Raw genomic sequence first — 14,341 nt, 5'->3', positions numbered from 1 at the left:
TCATATTAAAAGAGAAAGAGCCAAGGATATTTCATGGCTCTTTCTTCAATTTTAATCTCTTACTTTTTTCTTTATTTTTTTCTTAAAAGAATAATCCCTATTCCAGTAAGAAGTACTCCACCGGCAAGCGTTATTAACACGCTTGATGACGACTCACCAGTAATCGGTAATCCTTTATTGTCTGTTGGTTCTTTAGGAATGTTAGAAGCAGGCGGTGTCTGTTTTTGACTCAACTTATTCGTAATGGTGTAGCCATTAATAATCGTTTCATAGCCTTCTACCTCATCTTCACTTACCGTATAAGTAATTTTTGCGTCATTTTCATCGATGACTGGAAGATCTTTAAAGCTGTACTTCCAGTTTGTTTCTTGAGAAACCGTCTGGCTGCTTACTTCCTTACCATTGGCATGTAATCGAACCGTAATGCTTTCAGGACGAAGGCCTGCCTTATTATCAGCATCCTCCCAAACTTTTTGACCGTGAATCGTTGTGAAGTCGGTTGGTTTTCCTGGAATATGCTTGTTGGTAATAGTAAATCCATCAATCATTGTTTCATAACCAGTCACTGGATCTTCACTTACTCCATAAGTAATTAATTGTCCATCTTTTCTCATCGGAGCGTTTTCAAATGTATAAGTCCAGTCGTTGGATGCTGTCACAGTTTGCTTATCAACTTCTTCACCGTCTGCTAATAAACGCACCGTAATTTCATCTGGACGAATACCATCTTGGTCTTCTGCATCGTCCCAGATCTTTTGACCTGATATGGGAGCGATAGCTGGAACATGTTTATTGGTGATGTTGAAACCATCAATCTTAGTCTCATATTCATCAACGGCATCTTCCGTCACTGTGTAATTAATTTCTTGACCGTTTTGCTTAACTGGTACATCCTTGAAGCTATATTTCCAATCGGTTGCTTCACTCACCGTTTGAGTGGCTACTTCAGTGTCACCATTCATCAGACGAACAGTCACTTCTTGTGGACGAAGGCCGTCTTGATTATTGGCATCGTCCCAAATCTTCTTACCTTCAATATCTTTTACAGCAGGAACATGTTTATTAGTGATTGTAAACCCATCAATCTTAGTTTCATATCCATTCACTTTATCTTCCGTTACTGTGTAAGTAATCTTCTTGCCGACTTCATTAACTGGGAGGTCTTTAAAGGTATGTTCCCAACCTTTGTCCTCAGTCAGTTTTTCAGTAGCGACTTCAGTGTCACCATTCATGAGTCGAACGGTTACTTCTTGTGGTCGCAGGCCATCTTGGTTATTGGTATCATCCCAAACCTTTTTAACGGTAATCGGGGCAACCGCTGGGGTATGGGTATTGGTGATGTTGAAACCATCAATTATAGTCTCGTAACCTTCAACGGCATCTTCCGTCACCGTGTAAGTAATTTCTTGACCGTTTTGCTTAACTGGAACATCCTTGAAGCTGTACTTCCAATCGGTTGCTTCACTCACCGTTTGAGAGGCTACTTCCGTGTCACCATTCATAAGACGGACAGTCACTTCTTTTGGTCGAATACCGTCTTGGTTATTGGCATCGACCCAAGTCTTCTTACCTGTAATCGTAATTGTAGGTCTAATATAAATATAGCCCGCATTTTTAGTAGCCGTAAGATTCATTTTGGTTAAGCTGAATACATCCGTTAAGCCAGTAGTCTCATCCATAATGGCTGAACCTTCAGCTTGATCTGCTTTCGGTTGAGTTAAAACATGGTTTTCAGGTGTGATCACTTTAACGCGATAATTGCCAGCACGTAAAACATCGAATTGGTAATACCCCTTATCATCTGTTTGGGTAAGCATTGGCTGGTTACCCGTTCCTAAAACGGGATCCCCATTTTCATCGACTAATGCGACCGTATGATTAGTGATTGGGGTTTCGTCTGGTTCCCTGAGTGAGTTTTCATTCGAATCTTCAAACAAGTGACCGTTCACTTGGTAACGGACAATTTGAACCGGCGCATTGTTTGATTCAAAATAATTAGGATTTGTATTAATCGCTGTTCCAAACGAATTCACTGCTTGCATTCCAGAGGTCAATTTTGTGTCCATTGGAACTTTGAAAGGAACAGTGAAATTAACGCGATCGCCGGAGTCCAATATTTTTCCTGATTCTAAAGTTATCTTAATTGCACGGACTTTTGAGTAATCGCTAGGTGATGTCGTCCAATTAGCGCTTTGCGTATAATCTTTAGAATCTTCAGTCGGAGCATCTGTGGTATAGGAAACTTGATATCCTGAAGGTGCTGTGACTGGACCCGTTAATTGCACGGAAAATTCTGACCCTCGATTAAGTGGCACGCTGGATTCTGCGGATATTCCAACCGTCTTATCGCCTTTATGTGGAAGGATATCTAAAACTGTCACATTATTTAGCGCTTCACTCAAATTATTAAAAACTGTTAAATCATAACTTCCTTGACCACCTTTGAGTTGAATGGCAGGTTTAGTTATGGAATATTTATCCGGTGTTAATATCTTTACTCGATATTCACCAGAATTTAAAATGTTAAATTGATAGTAACCATTTTCATCCGTTATAGTCATATAAGGATTGTTTTTAGAATCAAGGATTGGCTTACCGTTCGAGTCTACTAATGAAACAATATGACTATTAAATCTTTTTTCAGTATCGTCGAGTGACGAGCTTCTATTATCATCTACAAATAGATAGCCTGATATTTGATAGCGCATTATTTCAACTGTAGCATTATTAGACTCAAAATAGTCCAAGGAATTTGATAAGGCAGTTCCGAAGGAATTAACAGCTTTATCTCCATTTTTTAAAGTTTCATCTTTTGGTGTTTTGAAAGAAACAGTAAAACTTACTTGTTGCTCTTTACCAAGTGAATTTCCTGGAGTTAACTGAATCTTTATTGCTCGAACTTTTTCAAAATCACTTGGTGAAGAAGTCCAATTAGCATTTAGAGTATATTCTTTAACGTTATTTATCGGAACATCTGCAGTATAAAACACTTGATAACCTTCAGGAACTGATACAGGTCCTCTTAACTGAATTGGAAAATTAGAATTTCTGGGGACTCGTAGATTAGAGTCTGAAGATATTCCGACTGTATAATCGTTTGGGTGAGGTAGAATATCTAAAAGGATTAATTCTTTTAGATCTTGATCAGTGTTATTAAATACTTTCATTTCGTAAATTCCATCAGAACCAACCTCTAATCTAGCGGCTCCTGTAGAGCTTACAAAATTCTTATCTGATAATTTTTTCACTGATTTCGTTGTAATAACTTCTCTTGGTGGAATATAATTAATCTCTGCTGAATCACGAGAAACTAAATCATCTGTTCGACCATTTTCATTTAAATCAAACTGATCTTCTGCTTGTCCCTCATTGGATTTATAGGGACTAACTTCATCAGTATTATTCCAACTTAAAAAAACAGTATTAATATTTCGACCAATTTCTGAGTACTTTGATATTTTTAATTTATAATATAACTCATAGGCGCTTCCTGGTCTTGCATTTGATTTAATTAAATTTATAGGCGATAACGTCCAAATCAACGCCGTGAGTCCTGTCCCCTTATAATTCGATACAATTTCTGGATCTGATTGGCTTATTAAGGACGGTTTCTCGTATTTGAAATTATAATTAAGTCTGACATCAGTTGTTCCTTCAATATACTCAAATCCAGGAGGTATTAAATCAACTATTTTATTATAGTCTAAACTTACTTCTGGGATTAATCCATAAGGTATTACTTGTAAGCGATATGATACTTCATCATTTACAAAATAACTTTTTTTCGATGTATTTAAACTTTTATATACCGCTGTACGAATAGCTAGTTTTTTCAAAGTTTTATAGGCTTCCGATTTAATAACTTTTTTTGATTGAGATCCATCGAAATTACTTTCAATCGTTAAAGAATTAGAAAAGTTTGGTGATTCTCCATTTTCTAACGAAATTTCTTCTGGATTTCTAAATTTTGTATAAATATAAAAGCCTATCTGTTTTTGAGGCTTCAACTTAGTAAATTGATTAGAAGATTTAATAATCACTTCATCTATTTCTTTTCCCAGTTCAAATAAATGCTTTGATTGATTTAATGAAATATCCTTGGCAATAGTTTTTTCAAAGCGCTGTCCATTTTCGCTATAAACTCCTATTACATCAATTGTTCCTTTTAAAATATCTTCCGAAATAACTGGAAATTCAATCTTACTATAATACATTCTTTTATCTAATTTATAATCTCTTAAAATAATATTTTCTAAGTTTTTACCATTCTCTGGCTGCTCGTTTCTTAGAACAAGGTACCAGTTTCCTTCATAATTTTTTAGATAATTTAAATTATCATATATACTCTCATACGATCCTGCTTTATATCCAGTAATGAGATCATTCTCATCAAAATCGATAAATTTGAAATTAATATCGTCTGAAACTGTTAAATTTTCTTCGTATTCTTGCTTATTAGAGGGAATTGCAGTAACACTCATTTTGTTTGTCATATAGGTTTCTATTTTTGCACCTGGAAAGAGTAATCTAATAGTGGGTAAGTTTATATCTCTTTCTCCAATTAATATTTTATTTTCATATGTATATTCTGCCGTATGGCTTATAGGATCATAGACCCACCCAGGGTTCAGATTGCTATCAAAAACAGATTCTTTAGGTAAAACATCTTTAATAATAAATTTATCATAATACCTATATCCACCCTGTCTAAAATTTTTCCTAATTTGATAATTGAAATCAACTGGTACTAATTCGTTAAGATTTTTTGACAAGTATTCTGGATTATCAGGGGCGAGTTTACCACCATATAAATTAGTGCTATCAAAAGTGAAAGTCCCTCTCAAATCCCTAGCTTGTTTATTAGAGGAGGGAGTTTTTGTGATATAGTTAATATTTATGGAATCTTGGCCAATCTCCCTATTAGTTGAATCATATATATTGGCAACTGCTTTCAAAACGTAATTATTTGGAGTTTCTCCCTTTAACGTTTTAAATTTTATTGGAACATCAATAGAAGTTCCACTTGATACATTACTAAATAGATAAGTAATTATAAAGTTTTCTGCATCTTCTTCAATAGTCGCTAGACCAGTTTGAGACTCTGAAGATGATGCCTCTATCGATGATTTATTTATATATTTTTTTTGAAGTCGAATTTTAACCGTATAATTGTTCAAGTCATTAGTAGAACTAGTAGCTGATAATCCGACATTTAATACTGCTTCCACGCCTGTAAGATAAGTTGGATTTTCTCCTTCTAAACTATATAAATCAAAACGTGTCAGAAATTTGATGTCTGATGAATCTAACAATTCATGCTCTAATTGATCACTCTTTGTTACATTAGATGACTCTTCAATCGTAAAATCTTCAATTGTAGCTTGACTAGCATCCTCATTAGATTCTGCAATTTCTGAGGTTTCTATAGTATTTACTGGTAAATCTGTTAAAACTGATGTCTCAAAAGTCCTATCCACTAATTCAACTTCTTCCACAGTTCTGCTATTGTCTTCCAACACAGTAGCAAGAGTAAGTACTGGATTCAAAATGCTATTCAAAATTAAGGTTAAAACTATTATATGTTGTATTGTTTTTTTCATACTTATTCCTTTCCAAACCAATTGAAACATAATCTGATACAAATTTATTATATATCAAACGTTTTAAATAATATACTTATTCTAAATAAAAGAAAGAGCCAAGGCTACCTTGGCTCTTTCTTTTTTAATTACTTATTATTTACCCTGTTTTTTTCTTAGAACAATAATCCCTATTCCAGTAAGAAGTATTCCACCGGCAAGAGTTATTAACACGCTTGATGATGCTTCACCTGTAATTGGTAATCTTTTCTTATCTGTTGGTTCCTTAGGAACGTTAGAAACTGGAGGTGTCTGTTTTTGAATCAACTTATTCGTAATGGTGTATCCATCAATCATTGTTTCATAACCAGTCACTGGATCTTCACTTACTCCATAAGTAATTAGTTGTCCATCTTTTCTCATCGGAGCGTTTTCAAATGTATAGGTCCAGTCGTTGGATGCTGTCACAGTTTGCTTATCAACTTCTTCACCGTCTGCCAGTAAACGCACGGTAATTTCATCTGGACGAATGCCATCTTGGTCTTCCGCATCGTCCCAGATCTTTTGACCTGATATGCGAGCAATCCCTGGAACATGTCTGTTGGTGATGTTGAAACCATCAATCATTGTTTCGTAACCTTCAACAGCATCTTCCGTTACCGTATAATTAATTTCTTTACCGTTTTGCTTAACTGGCACATCTTTGAAGCTATATTTCCAATCGGTTGCTTCACTCACCTTTTGAACAGCTACTTCAGTGTCACCATTCATCAGACGAACAATCACTTCTTTTGGTCGAATACCGTCTTGGTTATTGGCATCGTCCCAAGTCTTTTCACCTTCAATGTCTTTTACAGCAGGAACATGTTTATTGGTGATTGTGAAGCCATCAATCTTAGTCTCATATTCATCAACGGCGTCTTCCGTTACTGTGTAAGTAATCTCTTTACCGCCTTCATTAACTGGGATGTCTTTAAAGGTGTGTTCCCACCCCTTATCCTCAGTCAGTTTTTCAGTAGCGACTTCAGTGTCACCATTCATGAGTCGAACGGTTACTTCTTGTGGTCGAAGGCCATCTTGGTTATTCGTATCATCCCAAACCTTCTTAACGGTAATCGGGGCAACCGCTGGGGTATGGGTATTGGTGATGTTAAAGCCTTCAATCTTATTTTCGTATCCGTCTACACTATCTTCCGTTACTGTGTAAGTAATTTCTTCGCCATCTTTCTTAACTGGCACATCTTTGAAGCTGTACTTCCAATCAGTTGCTTCACTCACCTTTTGAACAGCTACTTCTGTGTCACCATTCATAAGACGAACAGTCACTTCTTTTGGTCGAATACCGTCTTGGTTATTAGCATCGTCCCAAGTCTTTTCACCTTCAATGTCTTTTACAGCAGGAACATGTTTATTGGTGATTGTGAAGCCATCAATCTTAGTCTCATATTCATCAACTTTATCTTCCGTTACTGTATAAATAATCTCTTTACCGTCTTCATTAACTGGGAGGTCTTTAAAGGTATGTTCCCACCCTTTATCCTCAGTCAGTTTTTCAGTAGCGACTTCAGTGTCACCATTCATAAGTCGAACGGTTACTTCTTGTGGTCGAAGGCCATCTTGGTTATTCGTATCATCCCAAACCTTCTTAACGGTAATCGGGGCAACCGCTGGGGTATGGGTATTGGTGATAGTGTATCCTTCAATCTTAGTTTCGTAACCTGCAACAGGCTCTTCTGTGACTGTGTAAGTGATTTCTTTGCCATTTTTCTTAACTGGAACATCTTTGAAAGCGTAAGTCCACTTATCGCCTGTTGGTGTCACTTCTTGAGATTTAATTTTGTTACCATCCGCTAGTAAGTTGATGGTGATTTTATCTGGGCGAAGGCCATCTTGGTTATTGGCATCGTTCCAAACCTTCTTACCTTCAATATCTTTTACCGCAGGAACATGTTTATTAGTGATTGTGAACCCATCAATCTTAGTCTCGTATTCATCAACTTTATCTTCTGTTACTGTGTATTGAATCTTCTTACCGCCTTCATTAACTGGAATGTCTTTGAAGGTATGTGCCCAACCCTTGTCCTCAGTTAGTTTTTCAACAGCGACTTCCGTAGTTCCATTCATCAGTCGAATAGTTATTTCATCCGGACGAAGACCATCTTGGTTATTCGTATCATCCCAAACCTTCTTAACGGTAATCGGGGCAACCGCTGGGGTATGGGTATTGGTGATGTTAAAGCCTTCAATCTTAGTTTTGTAACCTGTAACAGGCTCTTCTGTTACCGTATAGGTAATTTTCTTATCCCCTTGCTTAACCGGTAGGTCATTAAAGGAATAAGTCCACTTACCGTTTGTTGGTTTCACTACTTGACTTTTTAATTGAACATCATCCGCTAATAAGTTGACAGTGATTTTATCAGGGCGAATACCGTCTTGGTTATTAGCATCATCCCAAGTTTTCTCACCTGAAATAATAATTGCGGTTTGAATATAACCCGCATTTTTGGTTACTATCGGATTCGTTTTATTTAAACTGAACGTATCTGTTAACCCAGTGGTCACATCCATAATGGCTGACCCTCCAGGCTGATCTGCTTTCGGTTTAGTTAAAGCATAATTTTTAGGGGTGATTACTTTAACGCGGTAATTACCACCACTTAACACATCAAATTCATAATAACCTTTATCATCTGTTTGGGTAACCATTGGCTGGTTATCCGTTCCTAATACGGGATTCCCATTTTCATCCACTAAGGCTACATTATATTTAGTGATTGGTGTTTCGTCTGATTCTCTGAGTGAGTTTTCATTCAAATCCTCAAATAAGTTTCCATTGACTTGGTAACGAACAATTTGAACCGGCGCATTGTTTGATTCAAAATAATCAAGATTAGTATTAACTGCTGTACCAAATGAATTCACTGCTTGCATTCCAGAGGTCAATTTTGTGTCCATTGGAACCTTGAAAGGAACAGTAAAATTAACACGAGCACCAGAGTCCAAGGTCTTTCCTGATTCTAAAGTTATCTTAATTGCGCGGACTGTTGAGTAATCGCTAGGTGATGTCGTCCAACTAGCGTTTTGCGTATAGTCTTTAGCATCTGCCGTTGGAGTATCTGTAGTATAGAAAACTTGATAACCTGCAGGAGCAGTAACTGGACCCGTTATTTGAACGGGGAATTCTGACCCACGAGCAACGGGTACTTCAGAATCAGCAGAAATCCCAACCGTGTTATCACCTTTATATGGAAGAATGTCTAAAACTGTCACATTGTTTAAAGATTGGCTCGAATTATTGAAAACTGTTAAATCATAACTTCCTTGACCACCCAACTCAGAGTTTCCAGCTCCTGGGGCACGGGTATAACTTTGGTCTAAACTTCCTTTAACAGACTTAGTGGTTATAACTTCTCTTGGTGGTACAAAATTGATCGAAGAAGAAGACTTTGAAATCAAATCATCCACTCGGCCATTATTGTTTAAATCAAAGATATCTTCTGATAATTTTCTAGTACTTGTTACATTTGGAGAAACATCATCTATACTATCCCAAGCAAGGTAAGCAGTATTTTCATTCGTCCCAACGTTAGCATACTTAGTTATTTTAGTTTTATATGAAATTCTATAAGGATTTGTAAAGGTACTTGTCTCAATAGTTTTAGACTTAAAAGGCAATAAATCCCAAATTAGGGCAGTTCTTCCTGTCCCTTTATAGTTATTAATGATTTTTGGTTCTACTTGGCCAGTTGGCTGAGCCTGATCATAACTAAAATACGTCTGATTAACATTTATAACTCCACTATTAGCGACATATTCAAATCCTACTGGAAGCAAATCAACCATACTGAAATTAATAGATTCTTCAGGCAAAATTTTATTTGTATCAAGATATAAATTAAAAGTTACCATGTCATCTACGAAATAGTTAGAAGATGCTGCGCCGCTTATTCGTTTTTCTATTGAAGCATTCGCATCTACTGGAAAAAGTCGCTTATACGCTTTTGACGTCAATGCACTATTAACGTTCGAATTCTCATAATTACTATATATACTAACAAAGTTAAAGAAATCTGAATAGATCTCAATGTTGCTATCTAATTTTGTTTTAGCTGGATCTCGAAACTTACTATATACATAAAACCTCAGTGTTTGGCCAGCTTTTAATTTTGCGTTCGTATCCGAAGTCTTAACGATAACTTCTAAAACATCTCTACCTAAGTCATAAGTCTTACTACCATCAACCAAAGAGACATTAGAGGCAATAGTTCTTTCGACATTTTGACCATTTTCGTTGTATACACCAATAACATCAACAAACCCTTCAAAAATATTTATTGATGTTTGCGGAAGCTCAATTTTACTATAGTACATTCGATTATCTAAATCATAATCGCGCACTACAAAATTTTCTAGTTCTCTCCCCTCAGATTGACTAGTATTTGTAACGCTAATATTCCATTTACCTTCAAAATTTTCCTTTGTTTTTAATGTATCAAAAATTGCTTCATAGCCCGATTTTCCACCTCTAATTATATCATAAATCCCAAGAGTAAAATCCATATCATCTGAAAATAGGAGATCCTCCTCATAATCTTTTTTATCAGATGCCGTAGCTTTTACTGTCATTGTGTTATTTATTATTTTATTTAGGGGTGCACCTGGAAAAAGTAAGGCTAAAGTAGGTAAACTAATCGTTCTTCCTCCAACTAATTCCTTTTTGACATGAACGAACTCTGCCGTGTTTGTCGATGCATCATACGTCCATCCAGGATTTAAACTAGGGTCAAAAACAGCTCCCTCTGGTAGTTTGTCTTGGATAATAAAAGTGTCATGGTAACGAGCTCCTATAGGGGACTTGTAATTTATAGTTGGTTTAAAATAAACTGGTGTTAAAGCAGTTATATCCTTTGTCAAAAAGCCAGGATTGTCAGGATCTTCCATCCCAGCAATTAATACACCGTTCCCCGAAGTATATCCACTGCTAGTAAGACCATATTTGTAGAAACTTGGCTTTTGAGTTATATATTTAACATCCATTTTATCTTCGGCAATTATATCTCCTTTGCTATCAGATATAGTGGCACCTAAAGGTAATATATAACCATTAGGTGTTTCACCGTTTTTTGTTTTAAACTTAATTGGAACTTCAATTAAAGCTCCGCTTGAAACATTGTTAAAAACATATGTTATTACATAATTTTCCGCAACTTCCTCAATTGTTGCAATTCCAGTTTGAGAATTCGTATTTGATGCAGCAATACTACTTTTATCAACAAACTCCTTAGGAATATTGATTTTAACAATGAAGTTACCTGTTCCACTTGCTGAATCACTAGTTGCTAATTTTATGTAAAACAAAGCTTCTTCAGCGGTTAAGTAGACAGGATTATCTCCCTTTTCATTAGTTATTACAAATTGTGATAAAAAACTATTATTAGTAATATCAAAAGTCTCTAGTTTCAATTCTTCTTCACTAGTAGTTGTTGTAGTCACGTCAACGGTTGTAGTGCTTGATGCTTCTTTAGAGCTATCATTTAGTATATCTTCTCCAACACCTTCACTACTTTCTGTTCCGTCGATACTTGTATCATTAGTGGTCCCTGAATTGCTTGTGTCAGGGTCTGTTACAGAGGTTGTTATGGAATCCTTAATCACTTCTTCTGTATTAGTAATATTTATATCCGGGGCTTCCATTGCATAAGTCATTATTGGTGTAAGCGTAGAATTCATAAGAATGATTAACGCTAGAAATATCTGGGTAATCTTTTTCATTTTTTCCTCCTAAAATTTTAAAACAATTCCTCATTTTTATAATTAATTATATTATACCCTAATTTTTAAAACAAGCATAGTAAAATAATGATTTTTGAAACTTGCATTCATATAATAGTTAATCTAGTATCAAGATTTACATAACTATCCCAGTCTTTAATAGTCTGAAATATATTTTATTTTCAAATGAGCTAGTGATTTATAATTCTTTGAACCATTTTAGAGTTTTAAATAAATTTTATATATTTGTAAATGAATTATTAAAAAAATCAAAAAATTAATTAATTTTGATAAATTTTGACAGAGTGATGTTTGTTGATAAATTGTGAGTTCATAAATAGTTATACATACTATCCCATTTAAAAATGAATACCCACGCTTAGATTTTTTAAAATTTTTTATCGTCTCATTTTATTTTACTATCTTGATCTAATTTGCTTCCTATATAAGCTAGAAAGCATCCCGCTGATAATAAAAAGTATTCTTCGGCAACGATATTCTTAATACCCATCATTTTTAAGATAGAAAGTATGCATAGAAAAATTGCTATTAGTGAAAGAATGTTCGCTTTTTGTTTTAAAGTCATTTTTAACCTCCAAATATATAAATTAAAATTGTATTTTTCTAAATTTTAATCGATCGGCACTTTCTTTATAACCTACTTTAGAATGATATTTAATAGCAAGTTACGCGAAAATTTCTTTTGATTTTGATTTTTGACGTTATAAAATATCCAAATAAAACTGATTACCCACATCCAAGCCCTTTTCAGTAAACCAGATACGCTCTCGGTCGTAATCAATCAAGCCTAACTTTTTATGTTTAGTGAGGACTTCTTGGTACTTGGTTAAAAAATCAATACCAAAGCGTTGGTTAATATCTTTGAATTCAAATCCTTTTAATAAACGTAGGTTCAACATAATATATTCTTTTTCACGATCTTCCAAAGAAAGCTTTTCACTGATCTGAATAGGATATTCGCCTTGATCAATCATGCCGTAATAGTCATCAAAACGTCGATGATTGACAAAACGAACGAAATCAATATTGGAAGAAGCACCTAAACCAATCCCTAGATAATTTTTTAGTTGCCAATATTTCTTATTGTGGCGACTTTCAACATTCCCTTTGGCAAAGTTCGAAATTTCATATTGATGGAAACCATGTTTAGTCAGTTCTGACTGGATATAATGGTACATTTCTCTTTCAATTTCATCGTCTAAAACGCGCATCTGTCCAGTTAACACCCAACGCTGAAAAGGTGTGTTTTCTTTAATCATTAGGGAATAATAAGAAATATGATTAATCGGTAATTTCATGGCTAATTCTATATCCCGTTTTAAGACCGCCATGTCCTGCTTAGGGTTAGCAAACATCAAATCAATTCCTAATTTCTTAACACCTAAGTCTTTTAATAAAGCAATCTTTTGATAGACTGTTTCACGATCATGTAAACGCCCCATCATTCGTAATGTTGCATCATCAAAAGACTGGACCCCCATAGAAAAACGATTAAAACCATATTTTAAATAGGTTTTTACTTTTTCTTCCGTGACAGATTCGGGATTCATTTCAATAGAGATTTCACTGTCTGCTAATATTTCAAAATGTTCATTAACAGCTTCCATAATTCTAGCCATCTGCTCTGCTTCTAAATAAGAAGGGGTTCCTCCTCCGAAATAAAGTGTATCTAATTGATACTTTCCACTATAGAGAGCCATCTCTTTAGTCAAATAGCTAACGTATTCATCCATCTTATCTTCCATATCCACAAAGGTTAAAAAATCACAATAGTGACACTTTTTTTGACAAAACGGGATATGTATATAAAGCCCAATTTTTTCTTTCATTTTATTACCACCTTTTTAGTCTATCTCTACTATAACCATCTTTAAAATAATTGAACAGAAAAAAAAGACCCGAAGGTCTTCTTTTATATTACCAGTGAAGGACCACTTCATGATTGAATTCAATCGAAGCATCCCCAAAAAGATCAAGTATGTTTCGTCCGTAGTCACCCAGTTGATCAAGTATTAGACGAGAGCGGTAGATTTCAATCTCTAAGGGTTGACTATCTCCTAAGACATCCCATAAAGCATCTAGATTGTGACCTGTATAATGAGGTAAGCTTAAACGCTCAATTAAGTAGTGATAAGTGGCTTCTTTATTTTTAAAGGCCTGTCCATCTAATAAAACTTTCATTAGTTATCTTCCTTTCAATAAAGCTGTTCAAAGCTATCATAATGATTATCTGTGTAAAATATTAAACCATCATTGGAATAAACAAGCCGTTCAGGGCCTCGATGATGACTATAGCCAGCCTGTATATCTGCTTCATAGTACTGTCTACCGCTGGCTTTGGGTAATTTACCTTCTCGATTACCAAAACGATCGCCTCCAACCACCCATTCTTTATCACTGGTCGTCCAATTTCTTTGCTCAGCTTGTGATTTAGTGATGTAATTGGGAGGAAGCTTTTGATATTGATGAATGTAAGCTGCTACCTCTTCTACTGAATAATAAACTTCATTTTCGGAGAGTTTTTTATTTTGACTTTGCGCTTCTTGCCAACGATCCGCATCAATTTTTAAGTCAGCTAATATATCTGAAGATTTCCCTTTAGAATTCTCTTCATCCTTTTTTTGAATAGTTTCTACCGAAGTCTCTTCAACAACTTCTTGAAGTAAGCTTTCCATTTGCGAACATCCACTCAAGAAAAGACTTAGTGAAATAATTAATAGGCTCAATAAATAGTTAAATTTAGTTTTCATGTACCCTCCTAATTTTTACTTTATTAAATGACTTTAGCACACTTTCAACTAAATTTCATGCTAACCTCAAGGTTTTAACAGCTTTAATAAGTAAATTTCTACTAAGAAAGTTTTTGGAATTCACCTTGATTAATTTAGGTAAAGCTATAATTTAAGTGAAGCTATATTTTATATTAAGTTGACTTAATTATTTTTTTCGATATATTTGACTAATATGCT

Annotated in this window: 6 protein-coding genes; all 6 read right to left on the bottom strand. The window is 34.9% G+C overall.

The annotated features are described in order from the left end of the window. Window positions 1–71: 71 nt before the first annotated feature. Complete coding sequence (locus NW240_RS00725) at window positions 72–5,600, bottom strand: Cna B-type domain-containing protein (RefSeq protein ID WP_258435513.1); 5,529 nt, start codon at window positions 5,598–5,600, stop codon at window positions 72–74. 135 nt (window positions 5,601–5,735) lie between these two features. Beyond that, window positions 5,736–11,351 (bottom strand): Cna B-type domain-containing protein, encoded by a 5,616-nt coding sequence (locus NW240_RS00720; protein ID WP_258435512.1) that lies wholly within the window; start codon window positions 11,349–11,351, stop codon window positions 5,736–5,738. Window positions 11,352–11,757: 406 nt separating this feature from the next. Beyond that, on the bottom strand, window positions 11,758–11,937 hold the full coding sequence (locus tag NW240_RS00715; protein WP_258435511.1) for a hypothetical protein: 180 nt from the start codon (window positions 11,935–11,937) through the stop codon (window positions 11,758–11,760). A gap of 136 nt (window positions 11,938–12,073) precedes the next feature. Further along, window positions 12,074–13,201 (bottom strand): radical SAM family heme chaperone HemW, encoded by a 1,128-nt coding sequence (hemW, locus tag NW240_RS00710; RefSeq protein WP_258435510.1) that lies wholly within the window; start codon window positions 13,199–13,201, stop codon window positions 12,074–12,076. 88 nt (window positions 13,202–13,289) lie between these two features. Beyond that, window positions 13,290–13,553, bottom strand: coding sequence for a barstar family protein (locus tag NW240_RS00705; RefSeq protein WP_258435509.1), 264 nt, complete (start codon window positions 13,551–13,553; stop codon window positions 13,290–13,292). Window positions 13,554–13,567: 14 nt separating this feature from the next. After that, window positions 13,568–14,122, bottom strand: a complete 555-nt coding sequence (locus tag NW240_RS00700) for a ribonuclease domain-containing protein (RefSeq protein ID WP_258435508.1) — start codon at window positions 14,120–14,122, stop codon at window positions 13,568–13,570. Between the last annotated feature and the right edge of the window lie 219 nt (window positions 14,123–14,341).

It is taken from the genome of Facklamia sp. 7083-14-GEN3 (genome assembly GCF_024742075.1).
GTDB lineage: Bacteria > Bacillota > Bacilli > Lactobacillales > Aerococcaceae > Facklamia.
Note: the sequence above shows the minus strand (reverse complement) of the source record. Positions and strands in the feature narration are given on the sequence as shown.

What these genes read in the sequence shown, in the direction of transcription:
- NW240_RS00725 (WP_258435513.1), bottom strand. Translation starts at nt 5,600, where the DNA reads ATGAAAAAAACAATACAACATATAATAGTTTTAACCTTAATTTTGAAT.
- NW240_RS00720 (WP_258435512.1), bottom strand. Translation starts at nt 11,351, where the DNA reads ATGAAAAAGATTACCCAGATATTTCTAGCGTTAATCATTCTTATGAAT.
- NW240_RS00715 (WP_258435511.1), bottom strand. Translation starts at nt 11,937, where the DNA reads ATGACTTTAAAACAAAAAGCGAACATTCTTTCACTAATAGCAATTTTT.
- hemW (WP_258435510.1), bottom strand. Translation starts at nt 13,201, where the DNA reads ATGAAAGAAAAAATTGGGCTTTATATACATATCCCGTTTTGTCAAAAA.
- NW240_RS00705 (WP_258435509.1), bottom strand. Translation starts at nt 13,553, where the DNA reads ATGAAAGTTTTATTAGATGGACAGGCCTTTAAAAATAAAGAAGCCACT.
- NW240_RS00700 (WP_258435508.1), bottom strand. Translation starts at nt 14,122, where the DNA reads ATGAAAACTAAATTTAACTATTTATTGAGCCTATTAATTATTTCACTA.